The 22,356-nt window shown below is 63.3% G+C and carries 27 protein-coding genes; 19 read left to right on the top strand and 8 right to left on the bottom strand.

Going from position 1 to position 22,356, the window contains the following annotated elements; translation table 11 throughout:
* Nucleotides 1-100 precede the first annotated feature (100 nt).
* Genes EJC47_RS07755 through EJC47_RS07745 form a run of 3 tightly spaced genes read right to left on the bottom strand, consistent with a single transcriptional unit; the run spans nucleotide 101 to nucleotide 1,725 of the window.
* Complete coding sequence (locus EJC47_RS07755) at nucleotides 101-880, bottom strand: sulfite exporter TauE/SafE family protein (protein ID WP_126846594.1); 780 nt, start codon at nucleotides 878-880, stop codon at nucleotides 101-103.
* Between the two features lie 7 nt (nucleotides 881-887).
* The gene (locus tag EJC47_RS07750; RefSeq protein WP_126846592.1) at nucleotides 888-1,406 is read right to left on the bottom strand and encodes a rhodanese-like domain-containing protein; all 519 of its coding nucleotides are present in this window, start codon (nucleotides 1,404-1,406) and stop codon (nucleotides 888-890) included.
* Between the two features lie 4 nt (nucleotides 1,407-1,410).
* Nucleotides 1,411-1,725, bottom strand: a complete 315-nt coding sequence (locus EJC47_RS07745; RefSeq protein WP_126846590.1) for an ArsR/SmtB family transcription factor — start codon at nucleotides 1,723-1,725, stop codon at nucleotides 1,411-1,413.
* Nucleotides 1,726-1,796: 71 nt separating this feature from the next.
* Here EJC47_RS07745 and EJC47_RS07740 point away from each other — a divergent pair, with 71 nt between their 5' ends.
* From EJC47_RS07740 to EJC47_RS07700, 9 genes are all read left to right on the top strand, one after another.
* Nucleotides 1,797-2,672, top strand: a complete 876-nt coding sequence (locus EJC47_RS07740) for an MBL fold metallo-hydrolase (RefSeq protein ID WP_126846588.1) — start codon at nucleotides 1,797-1,799, stop codon at nucleotides 2,670-2,672.
* A gap of 289 nt (nucleotides 2,673-2,961) precedes the next feature.
* The gene (locus EJC47_RS07735; RefSeq protein ID WP_126846586.1) at nucleotides 2,962-3,402 is read left to right on the top strand and encodes a CBS domain-containing protein; all 441 of its coding nucleotides are present in this window, start codon (nucleotides 2,962-2,964) and stop codon (nucleotides 3,400-3,402) included.
* A 267-nt stretch (nucleotides 3,403-3,669) separates the two neighbouring features.
* Nucleotides 3,670-4,374 carry a hypothetical protein gene (locus EJC47_RS07730; RefSeq protein ID WP_185867595.1) on the top strand — a complete coding sequence of 235 codons (705 nt, stop codon included), beginning with the start codon at nucleotides 3,670-3,672 and terminating at the stop codon, nucleotides 4,372-4,374.
* A gap of 80 nt (nucleotides 4,375-4,454) precedes the next feature.
* On the top strand, nucleotides 4,455-5,447 hold the full coding sequence (locus EJC47_RS07725) for a 3-oxoacyl-ACP synthase III family protein (protein WP_260591509.1): 993 nt from the start codon (nucleotides 4,455-4,457) through the stop codon (nucleotides 5,445-5,447).
* A complete protein-coding gene (locus tag EJC47_RS07720) occupies nucleotides 5,434-6,174 on the top strand; it encodes an ABC transporter ATP-binding protein (protein WP_126846580.1) in 741 nt (246 codons plus the stop codon). Before EJC47_RS07725 ends, EJC47_RS07720 begins: the two co-directional genes overlap by 14 nt.
* Nucleotides 6,174-7,247, top strand: coding sequence for an ABC transporter permease (locus tag EJC47_RS07715; RefSeq protein ID WP_126846578.1), 1,074 nt, complete (start codon nucleotides 6,174-6,176; stop codon nucleotides 7,245-7,247). The genes EJC47_RS07720 and EJC47_RS07715 overlap by 1 nt, the downstream gene beginning before the upstream one ends.
* An 83-nt stretch (nucleotides 7,248-7,330) precedes the next feature.
* Nucleotides 7,331-7,720, top strand: a complete 390-nt coding sequence (locus EJC47_RS07710) for a thioredoxin family protein (protein ID WP_126846576.1) — start codon at nucleotides 7,331-7,333, stop codon at nucleotides 7,718-7,720.
* 304 nt (nucleotides 7,721-8,024) lie between these two features.
* Nucleotides 8,025-8,750 carry a cytochrome c biogenesis CcdA family protein gene (locus EJC47_RS07705; protein WP_126846574.1) on the top strand — a complete coding sequence of 242 codons (726 nt, stop codon included), beginning with the start codon at nucleotides 8,025-8,027 and terminating at the stop codon, nucleotides 8,748-8,750.
* Nucleotides 8,751-8,873: 123 nt separating this feature from the next.
* Nucleotides 8,874-10,052, top strand: coding sequence for a hypothetical protein (locus EJC47_RS07700; RefSeq protein WP_260591508.1), 1,179 nt, complete (start codon nucleotides 8,874-8,876; stop codon nucleotides 10,050-10,052).
* Here EJC47_RS07700 and EJC47_RS07695 read toward each other — a convergent pair.
* The 3 genes from EJC47_RS07695 to EJC47_RS07685 all read right to left on the bottom strand — a co-directional run bounded on the left by EJC47_RS07695 (nucleotide 9,995) and on the right by EJC47_RS07685 (nucleotide 12,021).
* Entirely contained in the window at nucleotides 9,995-10,843 is an 849-nt protein-coding gene (locus EJC47_RS07695; RefSeq protein WP_126846572.1) for a winged helix-turn-helix domain-containing protein, read from the bottom strand. The two genes, EJC47_RS07700 and EJC47_RS07695, sit on opposite strands and share 58 nt — an antisense overlap.
* Before the next feature lie 144 nt (nucleotides 10,844-10,987).
* A complete protein-coding gene (locus tag EJC47_RS07690) occupies nucleotides 10,988-11,572 on the bottom strand; it encodes an alpha/beta hydrolase (protein WP_260591507.1) in 585 nt (194 codons plus the stop codon).
* A 185-nt stretch (nucleotides 11,573-11,757) separates the two neighbouring features.
* The gene (locus EJC47_RS07685) at nucleotides 11,758-12,021 is read right to left on the bottom strand and encodes a hypothetical protein (protein ID WP_126846568.1); all 264 of its coding nucleotides are present in this window, start codon (nucleotides 12,019-12,021) and stop codon (nucleotides 11,758-11,760) included.
* Between the two features lie 404 nt (nucleotides 12,022-12,425).
* Here EJC47_RS07685 and EJC47_RS07680 point away from each other — a divergent pair, with 404 nt between their 5' ends.
* From EJC47_RS07680 to EJC47_RS07665, 4 genes are all read left to right on the top strand, one after another.
* Nucleotides 12,426-13,829, top strand: a complete 1,404-nt coding sequence (locus EJC47_RS07680) for an NAD(P)/FAD-dependent oxidoreductase (RefSeq protein WP_260591506.1) — start codon at nucleotides 12,426-12,428, stop codon at nucleotides 13,827-13,829.
* Between the two features lie 217 nt (nucleotides 13,830-14,046).
* Complete coding sequence (locus EJC47_RS07675; RefSeq protein ID WP_260591505.1) at nucleotides 14,047-14,997, top strand: helix-turn-helix domain-containing protein; 951 nt, start codon at nucleotides 14,047-14,049, stop codon at nucleotides 14,995-14,997.
* Between the two features lie 189 nt (nucleotides 14,998-15,186).
* Nucleotides 15,187-15,723, top strand: a complete 537-nt coding sequence (locus EJC47_RS07670) for a sigma-70 family RNA polymerase sigma factor (RefSeq protein ID WP_126846564.1) — start codon at nucleotides 15,187-15,189, stop codon at nucleotides 15,721-15,723.
* Complete coding sequence (locus EJC47_RS07665; protein WP_126846562.1) at nucleotides 15,713-16,354, top strand: NrsF family protein; 642 nt, start codon at nucleotides 15,713-15,715, stop codon at nucleotides 16,352-16,354. The genes EJC47_RS07670 and EJC47_RS07665 overlap by 11 nt, the downstream gene beginning before the upstream one ends.
* A gap of 66 nt (nucleotides 16,355-16,420) precedes the next feature.
* On the opposite strand, the gene EJC47_RS07660 is transcribed toward EJC47_RS07665, so the two are convergent.
* Nucleotides 16,421-17,722: a glycoside hydrolase family 130 protein gene (locus EJC47_RS07660; RefSeq protein WP_126846560.1), complete on the bottom strand. Its 1,302-nt coding sequence runs from the start codon at nucleotides 17,720-17,722 to the stop codon at nucleotides 16,421-16,423.
* 184 nt (nucleotides 17,723-17,906) lie between these two features.
* On the opposite strand from EJC47_RS07660, the gene EJC47_RS07655 reads away from it, so the two are divergent.
* Nucleotides 17,907-18,734: a hypothetical protein gene (locus EJC47_RS07655; protein WP_126846558.1), complete on the top strand. Its 828-nt coding sequence runs from the start codon at nucleotides 17,907-17,909 to the stop codon at nucleotides 18,732-18,734.
* A gap of 165 nt (nucleotides 18,735-18,899) precedes the next feature.
* Here EJC47_RS07655 and bufA2 read toward each other — a convergent pair whose 3' ends face one another.
* The gene (gene bufA2, locus EJC47_RS07650) at nucleotides 18,900-19,178 is read right to left on the bottom strand and encodes a BufA2 family periplasmic bufferin-type metallophore (RefSeq protein WP_126846556.1); all 279 of its coding nucleotides are present in this window, start codon (nucleotides 19,176-19,178) and stop codon (nucleotides 18,900-18,902) included.
* A 227-nt stretch (nucleotides 19,179-19,405) separates the two neighbouring features.
* Between bufA2 and EJC47_RS07645 the strand changes: the two genes are divergently transcribed.
* From EJC47_RS07645 to EJC47_RS07625, 5 genes are read left to right on the top strand one after another with little or no spacing between them, the layout of a single operon-like run.
* Nucleotides 19,406-19,684 (top strand): BufA1 family periplasmic bufferin-type metallophore, encoded by a 279-nt coding sequence (locus EJC47_RS07645; RefSeq protein WP_126846547.1) that lies wholly within the window; start codon nucleotides 19,406-19,408, stop codon nucleotides 19,682-19,684.
* Nucleotides 19,685-19,695: 11 nt separating this feature from the next.
* Nucleotides 19,696-20,529, top strand: a complete 834-nt coding sequence (gene bufB / locus EJC47_RS07640) for an MNIO family bufferin maturase (RefSeq protein WP_126846545.1) — start codon at nucleotides 19,696-19,698, stop codon at nucleotides 20,527-20,529.
* Nucleotides 20,522-21,250, top strand: a complete 729-nt coding sequence (locus tag EJC47_RS07635) for an HvfC/BufC N-terminal domain-containing protein (protein ID WP_126846543.1) — start codon at nucleotides 20,522-20,524, stop codon at nucleotides 21,248-21,250. Before bufB ends, EJC47_RS07635 begins: the two co-directional genes overlap by 8 nt.
* Nucleotides 21,251-21,252: 2 nt before the next feature.
* Nucleotides 21,253-21,717, top strand: a complete 465-nt coding sequence (locus tag EJC47_RS07630; RefSeq protein ID WP_126846541.1) for a DoxX family protein — start codon at nucleotides 21,253-21,255, stop codon at nucleotides 21,715-21,717.
* Nucleotides 21,704-22,102 (top strand): hypothetical protein, encoded by a 399-nt coding sequence (locus EJC47_RS07625; protein WP_126846539.1) that lies wholly within the window; start codon nucleotides 21,704-21,706, stop codon nucleotides 22,100-22,102. Before EJC47_RS07630 ends, EJC47_RS07625 begins: the two co-directional genes overlap by 14 nt.
* Nucleotides 22,103-22,356: the final 254 nt, after the last annotated feature.

The following is a 22,356-nucleotide window of genomic DNA, read 5'->3' as shown; positions in this document are numbered from 1 at the left end:
CTATCTCACGCCAAGGCGGGATCGGGCCTGACAGCGAGACGCGTCCAGCGCGAGATCGTCTTTCCTTGGCCTCTGGAACCGTTCTTTCGGATTATCTGAGTTAGAGCGACGACGTAGCTACATAGAGTCCCATCGCGACGACTGCGATGGCGAACCCTCGTTCGAGAAGTCCTTTGCGTCTGGAGAACATCCGACCTGCTGCAATGCCAGCCCCGGTTCCTGCCGCCCCGCCCACGATCAGAAGCGTCGTCACGGGCCAATCGACCAGACTAGACATGGCATAGGAGGTCGCGGTCGTTAGACCGAGCGCGCTGACCACGACCAGCGACGTCCCGATCGCAAAAGATAGCGGCATGGCGGTGGCAAGAATCAGGCCCGGCACAATCAGGAACCCGCCGCCGATACCGAAAAACCCGGCCGCAAATCCCACGCCCAGCCCAATCGGGACTAGCCGTGGCAGCAGCGCCGGAGCACTGCCGCGTGTCAGGCGAACGTCCGATTTCTCTGCCGTACGCCGCTTGCGCAGCATCGACAGACCAACGCCGACCATCAAAAGTCCGAACAGCGCGAGCAGCCGCTTGCCGTCGATCGCCTTGCCGAGCTCGGCACCGAACGCCGCGCCGATCATGCCTGACACCGCGAAGACCCCCGCGCACCGCCATTTGACGCGCCCCGCACGGGCATGGCCGGCCAGGGCTGCAAGGGCATTCACCGTTACGGCGACCGCAGCGGTGCCGATTGCCATGTGCGCCGACCCGACCCCGACGACATAGACCAGCAGCGGCACGGCGATGATCGAGCCGCCCCCGCCAACCAGACCAAGAATGAGACCGATCACCCCGCCCGAAGCGAGAGCTGCAAGGATGGTGGTCGTCTCCATCTTCGCCTCAGGCGGTGACGCGCCTGTTCCACGGCATCATGCGCACCAGTTTTGTCATCCCACACCAGCCCGTGGCACCGGCGTACATTAGCCCTGCGCCGATGAACGCGGACACGCCGAGAAAACCAGGGGAGACGAAAAGGCCGAGCAACACGCCTGCCAGCACCAGCGCACCGGCCGTGATCTGCACCTGCCGCATCATGTCCAGCGGCTGAGAGCGATCGGTAATGGTCGGATGGCCGGCGTTACGCCAGGCGTCGATGCCGCCCTCGAGGATATAGGCCGGCGCGCCGCGCGCGGCATCGGCAAGCTGCCGCGCATTGGCTGCGGTACGCATCCCCGAGCGACAGTGGAACACGACCGGACGTTCGTCCCGCGCCAAATCGCTGATCCGGTCGAGCGGTAGATTGAGCGAGCCGGCGATGTGTTCGCGCGCATATTCGTCGGCTCCGCGGATATCGACGAGGCGGGCGCCGGCATCGATCGCGGTGCGGGCATCGGCGGGGGAGAGCTTTGTGGGGGTCATCGCATCAATCCTTGCAATAAAGCTGGTAGAGCGTGGTGAGCAGCATCTCGACGCGGGGATCGCCAAGTCGATACCAGAGCGTCTGGCTTTCGCGGCGGAAGGCGACGAGGCCTTCTTCGCGCATCTTCGCGAGATGCTGCGAGCAGGCCGACTGCGACAGGCCGACATCGCGCGCGAGGTCGCTCACGGTCACTTCGCCGTGTTCGACCAGTTTGCACAACAGCATCAGCCGCCGCGCATTGCCGATCGCCTTCAGGGTATCCGCGACCTGGTCGGCCTTCTTCTCGAAGGTCGCCAGATCCATCGGCGGCTTAAGCATGATCGCCACTCCGTTAGAGGTTGCTAATTTAGTGATTGTTTATATATAGTCAAGTCACAGCGGAGACGACGATGACCCGACCTTCGATCACGGCATTTTTCGACGAGCCGACGAACACGATCAGCTATCTTGTCGGGGACCCCACGACGCGCACCGCCGCGGTCATCGACCCAGTGCTGGACTTCGATCTGGCGAGCGGCGTCGCCGATACTCGCTCCGTCGAGCGGATCATCGCTCTCGCGCGCGAAAAGAACTGGCGGATCACAATGGTGTTGGAGACACACGCCCACGCCGACCATCTCTCGGCCGCGCCGTTTATCAAGGCGCATACTGGCGCATCGATCGGCATCGGTGCGCACATCCGCGACGTGCAGCGTATCTTCCGCCCGGTGTTTGCGATGACCAACCTGAAAACCGATGGGTCGGACTTCGACAGACTGTTCGAGGACGGGGACCACCTTGCGATAGGCGAATTGGTTGTGGAGGTTTTGCACGTCCCCGGCCATACGCCGGCCGATATTGCCTACCGGATCGGCGATGTGGCCTTCGTCGGCGACACGCTGTTCATGCCCGACTACGGCACCGCGCGTGCTGACTTCCCCGGCGGTGATGCGCGCACACTATACCGCTCGATCCGGCGGTTGCTGTCGCTTCCCGATGAGACCCGCCTGTTCCTGTGCCACGATTACAAGGCACCCGGTCGCGACGAGTATCGTTGGGAAACAACGGTTGGAGAGCAACGTCGTACCAGTGTCCACGTTCATGACGGCATAAGCGAGGACGATTTCGTTGCAATGCGTGAGCAGCGCGATGCGGGATTGTCCGTGCCCAAGCTGCTGTTGCCCGCGATTCAGGTCAATATTCGCGCCGGCCGCTTCGACGAAGCGGAGGCCAACGGCGTCACCTACCTGCGTATTCCGGTCAAATGGCGCGATAACCATGGCTGAAGCTATACAGCCACCGTCACACCGGCACGAGTTGCACGTGCGTTTCGAACGTCGTCTCACCTATCCCGGCTAAGGGGAATCTTGTCGCGTCAACTTCCTCGGCTGATCAATGATCACCGAAGAGCCGCCCCGATCTTTCGACGAATGTCCCTGCACCGCGGCGGACGAGTGATCGCGTCGGTATCAAGCGATTCAGAGCTCGCCATTGTAACCAAAAAGGCGAGCGGACCGAATTTCTTTCCAGGCTCATCCAAACACAGATGGCCTCCTCTAGTAGAGAGTAAGTGCCATGCTCGTAAGCGACGTTCTTCAGAAAAAAAGTGCCGACGTTCACCAGATCATCGAGACCGCGACCCTATCGGCGGCGGCAGGGCTGATGGCGTCGTCGCGCGTTGGCGCGCTGATTGTTGAGGGGCTGTCGGGCGCGTTGAGCGGGCTGATCTCGGAGCGCGAGATCACCGCCGCGGTGGTCCGCTGGGGCGGCGAGGCCCATCGGCATACCGTCCGCGAAGTGATGGTGAGCCAGCCGCTGGTTGCCCGTCTCGACGACAAGCTCATCGAAGTAACGGCGGTAATGACCCATCACCGGGTCCGCCACATGCCGGTGGTGTTCGACGGTGCAGTCGTCGGCATCCTCAGCATCGGCGATGTTCTCAAATCGCGCCTCGACGAGAAGATTCACGAGAACCTCGTTCTTCAGGATATCGCGCGCTGGCGCCACGCCGCATAGATGTCGCGAATGCGGGCGGGCGCCCAACGCGTATCGGCGCCCGCCTCACAGCAGCTGCGATATCGTCAGGCGGCGGCGACGACACCCGTTTTGCCGGGGCGATGATCGAGCGGGCCTGACAATTGAGCGCTTGAAAACACCGAACGAAGCACCGCGTGCCAGCTCCGGGCGCGACAGGCTGCGGGATTGATCCGCCCACTTCCAAAAACGCGCGCCTCCGCACCCAAACTTTGTAACGCGTCGCCACTGGCGGACGAATTCACCAATATGAATAGCCCAACCGCCTCGGATTCGGATCTGCGCGTTAAGTCGCCCAGCCTTCGGTGCTTCACCCCGGCCAAGGCCGCTATCGCCGCACCAGTCTACGGCGCCCTTCCCGAAAAGGCAGCTCACGCACTAGCTGTGCTTTTGCCAATCCTTGGATGTGGCGAAGAGGCTGCCGGGCTCGCCTTCTACGACTTGGCCGATGGCGAAGACCCCGAAGCAGGCAATGTACTGCGCCGTGTAGCGGCGGAGGAACAGGTTCACGACGGATTGATCCAGGCGCTCGCGGCCGGGCTGCCCGCGCCTCCGGACCAAACTCGGTTGCGAGCCATGTCGCGGCGGTTTCACCTCGAGCTGGGCCGTGGTGACTCAGCCATTCGCCTTGCCCGTATCGCCGCACTGGATTCCGCAGTCTGCCTGCTTCTATCGCGGTTGCTCAGACCGGGAACGCCCCTCGCAGGGGACGCAGCGTTGGCGCCGGTCTTGCGAAGGATAGCCCGCGATGAAGCACGGCATGTCCAGATCACCCGTGAGCTCGTCATTTCGCGGATGAGTGAGACCAGCCTGAAGATCGTGGGCACCATGGTTCGCGAACGGTTGGGGGCATTGCTCGTGGAGGCGAGCGACGCGTTTGAGGCATTGTCGTTCGATCCTCATTGGCTCCAAACCGATGTCGCCCGCCTCCCAGCCGCACTGTATCACGCGTGAGCACAGGCCTAGCTCAGACTTGGCAATCGCAGGGTGAGCTGTCGGTCTTAGGAACGGGATCAGCCTTTCCCGGACCACTCGTGACGACCGAAACGTTGGTCCGCCAAGCCGGCCTGAGCGGTCGCCAGCGGACCTTGGCCCTGTCCGTCGCGGAGCGAATGGGTGTCCGCACGCGCCATATCAGCCGGGCCTGGACGGCGCGGATAGACACTCAGGCTGAAAGGGCGAGCAATCCTGTTCTGGCCGCGCAGGCCGTCGATGCCGCGCTTCGCGATGCCGGCCTCCAAGTAGCAGATCTCGGCTATCTGATCTCGCATACGGCCACACCCGCACAGCCGTTGCCCTCCAATGTAGCCTTCGTTGCCGACATACTCGGATATGCCGGCCCTCACGTCGAACTGCGACAGGCATGCACAGGTTTTGCCAACGCGCTGATGATCGCCTTCGGATTGCTGGCGCAGCCGGGCGCCCGACCGGTGGCGATCGTCGGATCGGAAACCGGGTCGGTCTTTCTCGACCTGGAAAGGCTTGAGGGGCAATCCGGCCAAATCGTCAACCTCGTTCAAATGGGCGATGGTGCGGGTGCCGTTATCCTTGGCCCGCCAGGAACCACCTCCGATAAGCTTCACACCGCTTGGTTCGGCGCTCTCGGTCTTCATCGTCCTCCGGGGTTACAAATGCGCGAAGGCGGATCGGAGCGATCCGGTACCGGCAATGCTGGTCCGCTCACGTTCGAGCATGATTTCGCCTCGGTGCTACGGGACGGCGTCAAACTGTTCGACGCCGGTGTTCAGGCTGCGCTTGATCGCGGGTTCGAAATTGGGCGGGCTGATTGGATCATCCCGCATCAGGCGAGTGGCAGAATTGGCTCACAGTTGGCCGGGTATCTGAAGCTGCCCAAAGAGCGGTTTCTCGTGAACGCCGATCGCGTCGGCAACACCGGGTCCGCGGCGATCTGGACCGCGCTCGCGGAGTTGCGCGCGCGTCGCCCGGCTTCGGGCACGCTGACGCTCGCGCTCGGGGCCGAGGCCACCAAATATATGTTCGGAGGGTTCGTCCATGAGGCCGGCTGAGCCCGAAGCCCGGATCGTTAGGGTCGATGGCCTGGGCAAGCGCTATGGTGGCACCTGGGTCGTACGCGACGTCGCTTTCACGCTTGAGCCGGGCGCAATGCTCGGTCTGGTCGGTGCCAATGGCGGTGGCAAGACGACGACGCTCAGGATGCTCGCTGGCCTCGTGCGGCCGGATGCTGGCGAAGGGCATGTGTTCGCTCACGACATCCGTAAGCCGAGCACCGCTCTCCGCTGGACGATCGGCTATATGAGCCAGAGGTTGTCGCTTTATCCCGAACTGAGCGTCGTGGAAAATCTCGCTTTTCGCGCGGCGGTTCTGGGGCTGCGAAATCGATCGGATGTGATCGCGCGGGCGGCGGGTCGCTACGAACTCGCCGACGTTCTCGCCACCCGCTTCGATCGCCTGTCGGGCGGCTGGGCCCGGCGGGCGCAGTTTGCCGCCGTCATGCTCGGCGATCCGGCGCTGCTGTTGCTTGACGAACCCACGGCGGGACTCGATGTCGCCACCCGGCGGGCTATCTGGCGCTGGCTCGGGGAGTTTGCGGCCGCAGGGCACATCGTCATCGTCAGCACGCACGATCTGGCGGAGGCCGGAAACTGCGCGAGCGTGCTCCACTACGCGGCCGGGATCGCCGAAGGGCCGATGACACCGACGGATCTCGTCGCGGCGTCGGGGGCTAGCGACCTTGAAGATGCCGTGCTCCGTCTGGCGGAGCCGCGAGGCTAATGGCTCTGATCCGAATCTCGCTCGCTGTCGCGAAGGTCGAACTCCTCCGCCTGTTGCGCTCACCAACGAGCTTCACGTTGCTCCTCCTGGTGCCGGCCCTACAGATACTGCTGTTCGGCTATGCGATTAGGCCGTCGGCCGCTCAGGTGGAGGTGGCGATCGCCGGATCTGGGCCTGATCGTGATGATGTCGCCCGCCTAGCCGGTGCCGCCCAGCTCCGCGTCGTCAGGAGTAACCTCGCACCTGGCCAGGCAGAAGCGATGGTGCGCGCCGGAAAGGCGGCAGTCGCGATCGAACTCCCGACGAGTCCCTTCCAACCGGTGCGAACGGTTATCGACGCCACGGATCCGAACCTCTCGGTCGTCGCCGAAGCGAGGGTCGAGGCGATCTACTGGCACGCTCTCGCCAAGCGGAATGACGTGGCCGACTATGGTCCACGTCTTCGTATCGAGCGGCTCTTCAATGCTTCCGCGCGGCCGGACTGGGCGTTCCTACCGGCTCTCATCGGCACGATCATGATGATCAGCATGTTGATGCTCGGTGCACTCAGCCTGGCGCGCGAGCGCGAGCTTGGTACGTGGGAAGCGCTGGCGGCCCTGCCGATCGGACGATTGCCGCTGCTGCTGGGTAAGGTCGTGCCGCTTGCCGTCATCGGGTCATTGCAGGGCGTTATCGTGCTGGCAGCGAGCATCTGGCTATTCGCGCTGCCGGTCCGCGGAAACATGTTCGCGTTCCTTGCCCTCTTTCCACTGTTCGCCGCCGCGCATCTGATGCTTGGGCAAGCGCTTGCGGCGCGCGCGCGGACGCAGCTGGCGGCGCTTCAGGGCGCGGTCGCCTTTTATCTGCCGGCGATGCTGCTTTCCGGATTTCTGTACCCCTTTTCGACACTGCCGCTCTGGGCACAGCGTCTCGGCGAGATTTTCCCGCTGACCCATTTCGTGCGCGCCGCGCGCGGTGCGACGCTGCGAGGACAGGACGGATGGACGATACTCTCCCAAGGTGCGCCGATCGGGACCTTTCTCTTGGTGGTGCTCGCGATCAGCTTGATGCAGCAGCGAACGCGGCTGGATTGAGGCGTCGTATGTAACCCCTCAAGCATCGCGAACGAACCCATTGGAGGGCCAACCGGCTCGGCCACTTCCTGGAGATCGTCATCATGAATCTGCGTTTGAGCTCCGCCCTTTTCACGGCGGCGATAGTGGCTGCGGCGCCCGCGCATGCCGCCGAGTTCCGGGAGTTCGATCAGGCCGCCTTCGTCGCCGCACAGGCGCAAGGCCGACCCATTCTGCTCGACGTGCACGCCTGGTGGTGTCCGGTGTGCGCGTCGCAGAACCACACGATCAAACAGGTTGTCCTTTCGCCGGCCTATGACAAGCTCATCGTGTTTCGGATCAACTACGACAAGCAGAAGCCGATCTGGCAAAGTTTTGGCGTAAGAAAGCAAGCGACCCTGATCGCGTTCCGCGGCCGGCAGGAGGTAGGTCGCTTGGCCTACATGACCAACAAGGATGCCATCACCGCAGTGATGGCCTCTGCTGTTCGGTGAAATAATCCCCGGGCAACTCGCTAAGGCGCGGCCCTCGAAACGCAAGTAGACGTAGACCAAGCGTTATCCGCAGTGGGGGTGGCTGTTGGATCGTTGGGTGGCCGAACTGCGGGGGGATGCGCGCGAATACCGGCCGCGCCTTCAACTGGAAGATTACGGCGCCGACTGTAACCGCACACGCCCCTCTCGCGAAATCCTTGTCACAGCCGCGCACTGGCCGGCGACCTTCATGACAACGGAACCTCGCCATGCACATTCAATTCCCAATCTGTGCCGTATGCCCCTCAGGAAAGGACATGGGGCAATGAGCGGTGCTCTGAACCCGGTCCTCGCCTATGCCGCAGGCGCGCTCACGATCCTGTCTCCTTGCGTGCTTCCCCTCGTTCCGATCATTCTGGGCAGTGCCGCGCAGAAGCACCGCTTTGGACCGCTGGCCCTGGCCGCGGGGCTGGTCGTATCGTTCACCGCGACCGGCTTCGTGATCGCGACCGCTGGGGAGTCGCTCGGGCTCGACAGTGACGTCGTGCGCGTAGCCGGGGCAGTCATCCTGGCCCTGATCGGGTTGGCGCTGGTGGTACCGCAGTTTCAGCGTGTCACCGAGCGTCTCGCGGCGCCGCTCGCAAATTGGGCGGGTGCGCGGCAGGCTGGGCTGGAGAGGTTCGGCCTCGCAGGACAGGCGGGCATCGGCGTCCTGCTCGGATTGGTTTGGAGCCCGTGTGTTGGCCCGACGCTGGGCGCAGCGACTGTGCTTGCGGCGCAGGGGCAGGATCTCGGCGAAGTCGCTTTCGTCATGGCGGCCTTCGGCCTCGGCATCGCAAGCGTTCTCCTGATCCTTGCGTTGCTTGCACGTTCGGTCATCGCTCGCTGGCGCGGTCGGCTCATGAGCGCGGGCAGCGGCGGCAAAAAGGCACTGGGCGGACTGCTGATCGCGGTCGGCCTACTGATTTTCACCGGTACCGATCATCTGATCGAGGGCGTGATCCTCAGCGTATCACCCGACTGGCTCACGAACCTCACAACCGCGATCTGACCACCGTGCTGCAGCGGTACCGCATCTGGGAAGACACCGGGTTCTGTAGGTTATCTTTACGTCCTTTATCTTCTCTTTATGCGACATTGGTGCGCGCGCTCTGCACTTGATGCTTCGTATTCATTGGAGCCGATCATGTCCCACAGTTTCCTGCGCTACACACAGTGCCTCATCGTTGGTGCGCTGCCGCTCAGCCAGGCAGTCTCCGCAGCGCCGGCTGCCTCCACCGCCGCGGTCGCAATGGCCTATCCCATGACGCCAGATATCTGGCGGGGGGAGAAAACGACGTTCGCGCCAGACGAGGCCTTCCCAGGCGGGTTGATGACCGTCACCGAGGGGTATGCCGAGACGAACGCCGGCACCTTCGCTGAGGGAACGGTCGAGTTCGATATCAAGGCACTCGCTTACGCCGATACCGGGATCCTTCTTCACCGTCGCGACGCGGATACCGCTGAGTTCATCTATGTGCGGGCCAATCCCGACTGCCCGGCGGCCAATGATTGCGTGCAATATGCCCCGATCACCAACGGGCGCATGCAGTGGAACGCCTATTCGCGTTACCAGCACAGCGCGCCCCTCGTGGCGGCGGGCTGGAACCACCTCCGCATCGTGATCGCGGACGGGCGGCTACGACTGTTCGTCAACCACGCCCTCGAGCCATCGCTGGATGTCCCGCGCCTGCAAGGCCTCGCCGATCGCGGCGGGTTCGCCGTGAAGGGACCTGCCATCTTCGCCAACTTCGTCGTTCGGCCCGACGACAAAGGTTCGTCCGCGCCGCCGCCGGTCGATGTCCCGCAGCCCGGCGTCGTCCGTCACTGGCTACTGGGTCCCGTTACGCCAGCGCCAGCTAACGGCATCCCGACCCTGAACGATTTGCCGAACACCGGCTGGCAGCCGTTGGAAGCCGAACCCGACGGTTTGGCCAACCTCGCCCGTGCCATTCCGAAGAACGATGGCCCGCGCCGGCAAGTTGCTTGGCTCAAGGTCGAGATCGATGCCGTCGCCGATGGCGCCAGGACGGTCGACCTCGGCTTCGTTCCCCGTGCTTGGCTGTTTCTCAACGGCGCACGGGTCTATGGTGGCGAGAACTTCTATTACCCGTCCGCCAAGCGGTTGGCGCCGGCGGGACGGTTCGCTCCCGACAACGCCAGGGTCGAGCTCTCTCTCCACAAGGGTAAAAACACGCTCGTGCTCGCCACTGACGACGCCTGGCGACGCACCGACGGAACGCTTTGGCCAGACCATTACGGTTGGGCGGCTATGGCACGCTTCGAGCAGCCAGCGGGATTGACCCTAAGATGAGGCCGCGGGCGGAAGCATAGTCTGGCCTGGAAACTCTTCAGTTGCGTGATCGTCGCCGATGCCAGCCCGTTGGGTGGCGCAACAGCCATCCCCGTCCAGATGACATGTCCGACGCCATCGACGGCCTCCATCGACAACGTCGAAATGCCGTTCCATAAGATGAGCCGCGACCGTAGCCATAGCATATGCTCCTGCTCGGACCGGCCAGCTGGGGTTTGTCCCGCTACGACGTACATCCCCATGCCGGCGAGCCGGTCGGTGACCAGCGCCTGGAGTGACGTTGCGAGCGGTTGATATTGCGTCTGCCCCGTATCGTTCGCCGTTCGGGCAACGACAACCGTAATGTGGTCCGCACCAAATCGATCGCGCAGCGTGAAGATCACCGAACCGAGCAAGGCAACCATCGCCAGAGCGATCACGAGCGCCCGAGGGATGAGCGTTCGCGTCGGAACGGGACGTGGTGGCTCAACGGCTTCGGGTGCCTCCTCGAACAATCGATAGCCGCGTTTGGGCACGGTGGCGATAAAGCGGGGCGCGCCCGCGTCGTCGCCGAGAGCGCGCCGCAAATCAGCAACGACGACGGCGACGCTGTTGGCGCTGACTGATCGGCCCTCCCAGACGTGCGCCAAAATCGCTTCACGTGTTACCAGTCGACCGCGCTCACGACACAGAAGTTCGAGCGTGCGGGCCGCACGATGCTCGAGCGGCGTCTCGTTCTCTGCCTCAATCAGACGTGCACCCTCGGCGTCGAAGGTCCACGAGCCAAGCTGCCAACGCGTTCGTTCTGCCATGCTGATTCCCTAGCATTCGGATCGGGAGGATCGGAACCAGATAGCGGCGGAAATTAGCAGATTGCGAAGCACCGAAGCGCTCGTCGTGCCATCCGCCCAGCCACTCCTTACGTGGCTCGAGCTGCCAATCTCAAATCATTCAAGTCAAGGAAAAGACCGCCGCAAGAAGGTCTCGACGGCCAGCCAATTCTCAGGCGCTCCCTCGGGATCGCGGTCGGCGAGCAAGGTGGACGACCCATGGATGCCGCGTCGCGGGACGAACTGCTGCTTGGTTTGCGATGGTGAGGCGGCGAGGATGGACCTCGCAGCGGCCACTTCCCCGGCGTCGCTCGCCGATGTGACGTATAGCGGCATACGAAGTCTTGCCGCCGCTTGGTGGACAGGCATTGCGTTGCCAAGATATTCGCCGGGAGAGAATGCGAGAACCGCTTTGATGTCGGTCTGCTTTGCCGCTTCGAGGAAAACCAACGCCGCCGAATAACTGCTGCCCCAAAGAACGATCGGAAGCTTGCGGCTGTGAGCCCACGCGATCGCGGCATCGAGATCCTTCGCCGCATCGAGATAGCCCGTTTCCTTGCCAAAGCCGGCGGCCGTCTCGTTACGGCCAAAAAGCGAGCCGCCGGAGCGCTGATCGATGGCCAGCGCGCTAAACCCGTCCCGGACGAGGCGGGGCGCGATAGTACGATATTCACCCCTGCTTGATCCTGCCTGGTGGAAAAGCAGGATCAAGGCCTTGGGCCGCAGCGCGGCATAATAGTCGCCGTGAACCTTCACGCCGTCCGCTGCCTGAAGCGTGACCGGCGAACCCGGTATATCGGCGCGCGCAGGCGCGACTCCGAGAGCTAGGGAGGTGCAGAGGAGCCAACCGTACCGCATCACCTTTCTTACCTTGCTCCCTGACGCGCGCCCCGCGCTCAGTGGCTATTCTTCTGCATGCTGTCCGAAGGCTGCATGGAATCGCCCATAGCGTTGCCGGCGGCCACGGAATTACCGTCTGCGGCCATGCTGTTGTCTGACGTCATTGCCGCGCCGTCCGCCATGCCACCGCTATTTTCGGTCGCACTCATCGCGCCGGACGCGTTCGCGGACGGCTCGGCTTCCTTACTGCAAGCCGAAAGCAGCCCCAAGCTGACGAGAGATGCTGTAGCGATCATCGTACGAATGCGAATGGCATGCATGACTGTTCCTCCAATTGGTCTCGACGCATTCGTCTCCGAAACAGCTATGGTTACAGGCGGCCAAAAAAAATCGCGAACGACCACCGCTAGCTGTCGGTTACAAGGCGGGCAGTCGGTGGACGCCGGCCCGGGCTCATGACATCGAGCCGCCGCGCCCGGTCAGGCGCTGCATCAACCCGGCGCATCGTGGGCAGGTGGCGCCCCACGACGCTGCCCACCTGTTCCTCCGAGCGCTTTGATGCTGCGGGCCGCGCGTTAAGCGGCGCGGAAAATTTGGGCGAAACCGCACCCTCGGACGGTGCCGAACCGATGCGCGCAGGGCGCGTAGAACTGGGCACTGTCCGAGTAACCCGCGTTCCCGCTTGGTCGAACTGGGTGGTGGAAACATCATTAGGAGCATCGACGTGAACCGGTCGAAAGAGTTACTGCACGGCCCTAATGACGGCCGGCGGGTGCCGCATGTTGTCATCGTTGGCGCCGGCTTCGGCGGTCTCGCCGCCACCAAAGAACTGGCGCGGTACGACGTCAACGTGACGCTTGTGGACCGGCAGAATCACCATCTGTTTCAACCCTTGTTGTACCAAGTTGCCACAGCGGGTCTGTCGCCAGCGGACGTCGCCGCGCCGATCCGTTCGATCGTCAAAGGTCAAAAACGAACCAGGGTGCTGCTCGATCGCGTCGATGGCGTCGATCACGAACGTAAGGTCGTGAGCCTCGCCAGCGGAGCGAGGCTGACATACGATTCATTGGTACTGGCGACCGGCGCGACGCACAGTTACTTTGGTAACGAGGGCTGGGCGAAATACGCGCCGGGCATCAAAACTATCGACGACGCGCTCCACGTTCGCAGGCAAATATTGCTCGCACTCGAACGCGCCGAAACCAACCGCCAGGAAGATGTCGAGGAACGCGCAGAATTCCTGACGTTCGTGATCATTGGCGGCGGCCCGACCGGGGTGGAAATGGCCGGCGCCGTCGCCGAATTGACGCGGCATGCGGCGGAGATGGATTTTCACTACATCACGCGGCGCTGCGTGCGGATTATCCTGATCGAGGCAGGCCAGCGGCTACTCAGCACGTTTCCCGAAAAACTGAGCGAAGCCGCAAAGCGTTCGCTCGAGAAGCTCGGCGTTGAGGTCAGACTCGGTTCAAGAGTGGCCCAGATCGATGAAAGCGGAGTGGTGGTCGATGGGGTGCTGATCCGCTCTGCCACGATTATCTGGGCCGCCGGCGTCAAGGCCTCGCCCGCTGCGCGGTGGCTTGAAGTCGAGCCAGATCGGGCGGGTCGGGTCATCGTCGATGGAAACCTACAGATCGCCGGCCGTGACGGGGTCTATGCGATCGGCGACACTGCGGCAGCGACAGGTGCCGCGGGCAAGCCTGTCCCAGGGATTGCGCCTGCTGCCAAACAGCAAGGGATTCACGCGGCGCGGCATATCGCCGCAGAGCTCGGCTATCGTCGGCTGCCGGCACCGTTCCGCTACCGCCACTTCGGTAGCCTTGCGACGATCGGTCGGAAGCGAGCGGTTGTAGAATTCGGATGGGTGCGCTTCTCCGGGCTCGCCGCGTGGATCCTCTGGTCGACCGCACATATCTATTTTCTCGTCGGCTTTCGTAACCGGCTCGTCGTGGGCGCCAACTGGTTCTGGAATTATATAACCTTCGATCGGGGGGCGCGCCTGATTACGGGATTAGGCGCCGAAGCCGATCAGATGCAGCCCATCCACCGCGCTCGCTACCGCGCGGAGGGCGAAGTGAATGCAGCACCAGTCGGCTCCTCGATCACGGGCAGGGTCGCGGCCCATTGAGTGCGATGACCAGCGAAGCGTTACGAGCGCAGCAAACCGCCCCTGACTTGGTGCTGGTGGCGGGCCGCCGCCGAAGTCTGCCCCCAACACATGCCTTATCGATCTCATAGAGGCGTGCGAATGCGCCCGTGCCGGATCATCCACCGGCGTGCCGCATCATCCGTATTTTTATCTTCGTTGCGAATCGTCTGGAATCATTGCGACAAAACGGCACACTATGCCCGTTATGAATGACGCCGCGATCGACCAGATTCTTGCTGCGCTCGCGGTGAACGTGAAGGAGTTCGCAGTCTGCGAGTTCACCGCGACCTCGGCGATTGAAATCAAGCAGCTCGACAAGATCGAGGTTCACTTCATTCTCGCGGGTACGCTCTATCTCGGCCTCGCCGATGGCGAGTGCATTGAGGCACCGGTAGGCAGTGTGGTCCTGGTACCGGCGTATATCGATCAAGTGATCGGCGGTTCGGCCACGCCCTCCAAGATCCTCACCTCGCAGGAGACGGGCAGCAGGCGGCGCGATGGCTTGATGCACTACGATGCCACCATGGGGAGCCGGAGCAGCGTCGTCGTCGCCTGCGGTCAGATCAAAGCCGACATCGGTGGATCGTTTGGGCCATTCGAGGGGCTGAAAGAGCCAATCTGTTCGCATGTCGGCGATGAACCGGTCGTCGGCGTCGCGTTCTCGACAATCCTTCGTGAAACAGGTGTCGCGTCACTGGGGAGCAAGGCCCTCGTCGGATCGCTGATGAAGGCGTGCCTGATCCTGGCATTGCGCCGATCCGCTCAGGACCGTGGTTCGCGGGAAATCCTCCCGGGCCTGTTCGAGCGGCCGTCGCTGGCCCGGGCGGTGGCGCTGGTCGTCGAGAATCCAGCCTCAAATCATAGCCTGGCCGATCTTGCCCGCGCGGCCGGCATGAGCAGGTCCAAATTCGCGAAAGTCTTTGCCGAGACGGTGGGGTCGCCACCGATGGAGTTTGTAAGCCGGGCACGTCTCGACAAAGCGCGGCAGCTTCTCTTGTCCACGGATCTTTCGGTCTCCGACATCGCCAATCAGGTGGGCTTCGCCAGCCGCAGCCATTTCAGTCGCAGCTTTCGCAGCGAATTCGGCATTGATCCGACCCGCATGCGCCAGAACGGCCTGAACGGGGAGGTCCAGGATGCGCGATGAGCGACAGCCCGCAGAGGTCATAGCACGACGCGTCCCGGTGCCGGGGCAAAGAACCCCACGACAATTTATTTTCGTAGAGACTGTAACCGGCCGGGAGGCTTGGTCGAATGACGGGCGGTGCAGCCCCGCCTCCATCTTGCGTTCCAACGATCGGTCAGCGCGTCGGCCCTGGTGCCGGGGAGCTCGTCGATGAGCGAGACCGCCGACCAATGGGGCGAGTTGATGGCCGCGGCCCAAGAGGGGCACGCCGCCGCCTATCGACGGCTGCTCGATGAAGTCAGGCTTTGGCTGAAGGTTTTCTACGCGCGGCGCCTCCCCCCCGCCATGGTGGAGGATGCTGTCCAGGACACGCTGGTCGCGGTCCATGAAAAGCGACACACCTATGACCCGGAAAGGCCGTTCAGGCCGTGGTTGATGGCGGTCGCGCGGTACAAGTGGATCGACCGCCTGCGGTCGATGAGCCGCTCCCGGACGGAGGAGCTTCCTGACGAAATTGCTGTTGAGGACCATGAGAGCAGCGTGACCAGCTCGGTCATTTTGGCGCGGTTGATGACGGAACTGAAACCAGCACAGGCCGAAGCTATTCGGCTCGTGAAAATCGAGGGTTATTCCGTTGAAGAAGCCTCCGAGAGAACCGGCCAGTCCGGGTCCCTCATCAAGGTGAACATTCACCGGGGGCTGGCGCGGTTAGCCGCGATTGTTCAGAAGCAGGCCGATGTCGAATGATGCGCTGATCGATAAACTGGTAGGTGATCTTCGTCCGGTTCCGCGGCCGAGGTTCGGCCACCAGCTTGTCATCCTCTTTGCTCTAGCTGCTGTCGAGCTCGCGGGCTTCCTGGCACTTGGTACGATGCGGCCTGATATAGGCGCGGCGATCGGCCGAGCAGCCTTCTGGTGGAAAATGGCGGGGCTCGGCGTTCTCGCCCTCATTGGTGTGAACGTCGCTTTGCGTTCCTTCAGCCCGGAGTCTTTGCCACGAAAGGGGCTTCGCCGCTGGGCGCTCGCCCTGGCGGGAATCGTCTTCGTAGGCGTGGTTATCGACGTTGCTGGTCAGGGTCTGGATGGGCTTGCTGCCCGGTTGATGTGGCGAATGGGCGTCGAGTGCCTGACCGTCATGACGGTCCTCTCGGTTCCGCCAGTGGTCGCCTTCGGGCTTATGATGCGGCGCGGCGCGCCGACCGATCTTCAGGCAAGCGCAGCTGCCGTTGGCGTGGCGTCTGCGGCTTGGGGCGCCTTCATTTTCGCATTCCACTGCCCAAGCGACGACCCCTTCTACATCGTGTTCTGGTACGCACTCAGCTGCGCCGCCATCACGCTGCTCACGCGTGCCGTCCTGCCCCTGACGTCGCGCTGGTAGCGCCGGCGAGGAGCGAAAGAGTACCCATGTGCGTGCGCGAGCGCGTGCTGATTTGCGACCGCCCGGCTACTCCATCGCGGCCAGAATGTCGGAGACATTGGCCGTGGCGATCGTCGCGAAATCATCGGCGACGCCGTAAGGCAGAAATAGCGTGCGTCCTCGCACCAGACCGCCGCAACTATAGACCACGTTGGGAACATAGCCGTTGCGATTGTCCTGCGCGGGCTCGAGCAATGGTTGCGGCGTCCGGGCCAGCACCTTACTCGGATCGTCCTTGTCGAGCAGACATGCGCCAATGCAGTAGTTGCGGACACCCCCGACACCGTGGGTCAGCACCAGCCACCCCTCGTCGATCTCGATCGGTGACCCGCAATTGCCCATCTGGACGAATTCCCAAGGGTAGCGCGGGCAAAGGATCCTGGTCCCGCCGTTCCATCTTTCCAGATCATCCGACGAAAGTAGCCAGATATTCTCGTTGTCGTGGCGCGACAGCATCGCATATTTGCCGCCGACCTTCCGCGGGAACAGCGCCATGCCCTTGCCACTCGCCGCGTCGCCGCGAAGTGGTCGCATATCGAAATTGCGGAATGTCTCCGTCTCGAGCAGCTCGGAACGGGCAGCGGCGCCGCTGAAGGCGGTATACGTGCCGTAAAACCGCACGCTTCCGTCATCCTCGACGAAACGGACGAGCCGAAGATCTTCGATCCCCTGCCGCTGGCTGGGCGTTATCGGAAACAGGACCGTCTCCGACAGGGTGTAGCTTCCGCCACAAAGCAGTTTGACGCCCAACAGCCCCTCATGCGCGTCCTGCAGGATGATCGGTGGCACCGCCGTAGGGCTGGGTACATCGACGGTCACCGTTTGGTCGGCCCCGATCAGTCCGGTTCTGAACGTGACCGAGGAGACGTGCCCCTCGCCGATCGCGCGCAGTGCCATGATGAAGCGAACCGCTCCGTCTGGAACATCCGATTGATCCGGGTGGATGACCATGCTCGGATTAAACAGGGCGGCCGCCTCGAACGAATATTCGTTGCAGAAATAGGCGCCGATCAAAAGCGCCTGATCCGGCCGAACAGCCGCCGGATTGATGCAGAAGCCGCCACACCGATCGATGACATCGTCGAAGCGTCGCATGAGCATAGCGTCGACATCGCGATGCCGTTCGTCGAGCGATTCCGTGATTTTCCGCCGCTCCCGAGCAACCTCCTCACGACCAAGGGCCATGATGCGATCAATGATCCGCTGCGATCGCGGCATGCTCGCGACTGCGAAAGCACCCGGGTCACCTGGCACGAACGGCCGTACAACAGTGCGGGATGGATCGGGCCGTAGCATGATCGGCAGATGGTTCATGAAGTTGGCTGACATGGGTCGTTCTCCGTTGTCGAGGAGTTCGATCCGCCATCACCTAAGGTTACTTGCCCGAGGGAAATTCGACCAAGCCGAGCCGCTAGTCGATCGGTGGCTTGCCGGTGGGGCTGAGAGTAGCCGATGTACTGAACTTGTGGAATAGTGCGGGCCGTCTAGCGGTCTTCCGGCGGAGCAAACGATCATGCCGACAAGCACGGACCGGCGCACTGTGAGCGCGATGCTCCTGATCGTCATGCTGCCGGTCGCGATCGGCATCGTCGGCGCGCCGATGCGCTATGCCACACCGGTCGCCACCGCGCTCACTGTCGCGCAACTGCTGTTGATCGGCGGCGCAGCCTACGGTCTGGCGGGCCCCGCCTGGCGCTCGGGCGACGAGAACCGCCGCCGCATCGTCGTCGTGGGCATGCTGCTGATCCTGCCTTGGGCACTGCTCACCCTGATGCCGGGCTATGGACCGCCCTTCGCCGCCAACCTCGCGATGAATCATATCCGCTACGTTATCCTGTTCGTCTCCGCGACGTTCATGAGCGCGGCGTTCCTGATGCTAAAGGACACGCTAGCAGATGCCGGTGAGCGCCTGTTGGCGCCCTTGGGTCAAGCAGCCGGGCTGCTCGGCACGCTCGTCCAGCTCGTCTGGACGGCGATATTGATCGGCTGGATGATAACGCTGGCGCACAAGCCTGCCACTTATCTGCCGGTCTATGGCACCCTGACTGAAAACAGCTCGGACGTGCTCCTGTTCTTCGCCGGCTTGCTGACCTATGTCGCGACCGGCTGTTATGCGCTCGCCTTCGCGCGCGCCGGCTGGCTGGGACCGATCAAGGCCAAGCTCGTCGCCGTGATCGCGACGATCGCGATCCTCGGTCTGGCGGCGCGCGGCCTCGGATTTCCCGATCTTGGCGAGGACTGGTACATGGTTCCGGGCGACATCGTCGGCATCCCGGCGATCCCGTGGCTCATGCCCTATCTGCTCGGCGTGGCCGCGCTGTTCCGGGCGGCGCGCGACTGATCGGATCGATCCAGCCGGATTGCCCGCCGCAAGACCCGCTATCTCGTCCCCACGACTTGTGCGGGGGAGCTCCTTCAGACGCACAATACCGCCCAGCAGCATGAAGCCGCCGGACGGTATTCCGCGGAGGTGGAGCCCGGCCGCTCAGCCGGGCCCAGCGGCTGCTCAGCCGGCCTTCGGGGTGAGGCTGCCGCCCTGCTTTGCACAAGCCTTGGACGAGATGTCCTTGAAGCCCTGGCCCTTGCAGTCGTTCTGGCCCTTGCAGTCATGGGTGCCGGACTTGCAATCGGACGTGCCCTTGCACGAATTGACGCCATAACAGGGCTGCACCTTGCCCGATGCGTGCGCGCCGGCGGCCTGAGCCGGGCTGACAGATGCGATACCCGCAAAGGCGAGCATGGCGGCGGCAGAGGCGATGGCAGCGCCGGTCTTGAAGGTCTTCATAGGAAACTCCTGAATTGAGACGTTGTCTTGCCGAGTGGCAGCCATGTTTTCGCCGGCCGAGGACTGCCGGTTACAAACCGACACAAAATCTATTTGCAGGTTCGATCTGTAACCGCAGCGCCTGTTCGAGCGGACTCGTTGGCATGGTCCGACCCTATCAGCCTCCCGGACCATCGTGCGGCGTCCCATCCCGGGGCGCCGTACGTGAGGCTGAATGGAGACTGCACATGAAGAACCGTACCACCACAACGCTCAGCGCCCTGCTGCTCGCATCCCTCGCCGCCGGCGCCACCACGGCCGCCCACGCCCAGGCGAGCAAGCCAATGGAGAAATGCTACGGCGTCGCCAAGGCTGGCAAGAACGACTGCAAGGCCGGCGCCGGTACCACCTGCGCGGGCACTTCGAAGATCAACTATCAGAAGGACGCCTGGAAGCTCGTGCCGGCCGGCACCTGCGCCAAGATCAAGACGCCTAACGGCTTCGGCTCGCTCACGCCCGGCGCCTGAGGAGTCGTCAAATGACCATGACCGCAGGCCTGGGCTTCAAGCTCGAGCATCTCGACGAAGCGCTGACGGCGCGAAACCCGGGCCTGTGGTTCGAGGTCCATGCCGAGAATTATATGGTCGATGGGGGACCGCGGCTGCGAGCGCTAGTTGCGCTCGCTGAGCGCTTCGCGATCTCTCTCCACGGCGTCGGCCTCTCGCTGGCGTCGGTGGAACCGCCTGCGGAGGATCACCTCCGCAGGCTGCGGGCCCTCGCCGACCTGATCCGCCCGGCCGCCATCTCCGACCATCTCGCATGGCAAAAGTGGGAGGGCGCGCATCACTCCGATTTCCTCCCGTTTCCGCGAACGGGCCAGGCCCTCGACATCACCGCAGGTAACGTGGCGCGCGTGCAGGACGCGCTTGGCCGAACGATCATGGTCGAAAACCCCTCCCTCTATATCGACTTGCCGGGACACGAACTCGACGAAGCGACCTTCCTGTCGGAACTGGCGCGACGCACCGGGTGCGGCTTGCTGGTCGATGTGAACAACATCTACGTCAGCGCCGCAAACCTGCGCTTTTCGCCGGAGGCTCGGGTCGACGCGATCCCGGCGTCGATCGTCGGCGAAATCCACCTCGCCGGCCACCGCCCTGATCCCGACACTGAGAGCGGGTTGCTGATCGACAGCCACGATGCGCCGGTCTCCGACCCGGTCTGGCTGCTCTACCAGCGCCTGATCGACCGCGTCGGGCCGCGTCCGACCCTGATCGAACGCGATGACGAAATTCCACCCTTCCAGGAGCTGATTCTGGAGCGCGACCGCGCTCACCGCCTGCTCGAGCAGAGGATGCCGATCGATGCTTGATGCCGCCGATTTCCAACACGCCTTCGGCGCGATGCTTGCCTCTCCGGATCCGTCGAATGATCCGGCAATGCGGCGCGCGGTTGCGATCCACCGCAACACGGCGAGTAAGGCGGCGCGCGATGCGCTATTCGCCAATTACCCCGTGACGGCGGCGATGGTCGGAGAGGACGCCTTCGCCGCCTGCGCAACATCCTATGTTGAGGTCGCCCCGCCACGCGAGCCCCGGCTTTGCCTCTATGGCGACAGGTTCGGGCACTTCGTCGACGCCTGGACCCCGTTTGCTGAAGCACCCTATCTTGGTCCCGTCGCAGCGCTCGAGCGCCGCGTGACCGAGGCGTTGTTCGCAGCAGACCACCCTCCGCTGGACGCAGCGGCGCTTGCGCGAGGTATCGACCCCGACGCGGCCCTGCAGTGGCACCCCGCGACGCGGGTCGCTCAGACACTCGTGCCGGCGGCAAGCTTGTGGCTCGCGCACCAGCCCGAGGCCGGACCCGATGCCTTCGACGCGATCACCTGGGATCAGGAGATCACCCTGATCACCCGGCCGGGCGATGCAGTCGAAGTTCGCGTCATCGATGCGCCGACCAGAGCCTTCCTCGCAGGAGGAACGCTCGCCGAGGCCGCTGCCAAGGCATCCGACCAAGGCGGGGACGTCACTTCAATCTTCGCATTGCTGCTGTCTGCCGGCGCCTTCGCCGAAGAAAATCCAAGGGGAGAATGACAATGAACTACTACGCCCGCTTCTGCACGCTGCTCGATCGGCTTCCCGGTTCGATCCTGCTGTTGGTCGCACGCTTCGGCGTCGCTGCTGTCTTCTTCATGTCGGGCCGGACCAAGGTCGATGGTATTCTGCACATCACCGACAGCACCTACTCGCTGTTCGAAACCGACTATAAAATCCCGCTGATCCCGCCGCACATCGCCGCCCATCTGGCGGCGTATCAGGAGCATCTGTTTCCGATCCTGCTGGTGCTCGGGCTGTTCAACCGGGTCGCGGCCCTGGGCCTGCTCGGCATGACCACGGTCATCGAGGTTTTTGTCTACCCGGACGCATGGCCGACCCATCTGAGCTGGGCGGGGCTGCTGCTTCCCATCATTTTCCGCGGCGGCGGCAAATTTTCGCTCGACTATCTGCTCGGCCTGGATCCGAAGCGCGAGCGCAAGGGACGGGACTATGCCGCGGACTGATCACCGGCAGGGTGCGTCGCTGCTCTCGCGGCTCGGCGCGCTCTGCTACGCGGCGTGGGGCCTCTTCCACGTGAAGGTCGCGGCGGACATCTGGCGTCTCGGCGCGGGGCAGCAGGGTCTCGCGCAGGCGCGTCTTTACCAGCTCGCCGCCTACATGCTGACGATCGCGCTCTTCGTGCTCGTGGTCGGCCTGTGGCGAAACTGGCGCAACGACAAATCCGGTTACTGGCTCAACCTCGCCGTCGCCGGATGGGCGGACTCGATCTGGGTGTTGGTCGTGGTCGTGCCTGGCTATGTCGATCTGGTGCGCGGGTTGGTGCCGCCGGCCTTTTATGTCGCTGGCGCTGTCTTAACCACTCTTGCCCGGAGAGACCGCGAGCGCTGAGCGGTGAGATTTCGCAGCGGGTCTCTCGCGGCCGACTTACGGATAAGCCAGCGGTCAACTCTCAAAGCGGGAAGTCTGTAAGCGCTCCAAAGCCGGCTGCTTGGCGTCCCGAAAATATTCCCGTTTCTCCACGCTCAACAGGGCGTTTCGAGAAAACTCAGTCGGGAACAGCTTTCGGGAAAGCAGCCTCGCTAGGCGCATGAAGAGACCGAATCCGGCCCCGGCCGCCCCGCTGCACCTTCCTATTCGAGAAG

This window comes from Sphingomonas sp. TF3 (assembly GCF_003985085.1).
In the GTDB taxonomy this organism is placed as follows: Bacteria; Pseudomonadota; Alphaproteobacteria; order Sphingomonadales; family Sphingomonadaceae; genus Sphingomonas.
This window is presented reverse-complemented; position numbering and strand designations above follow the sequence as displayed.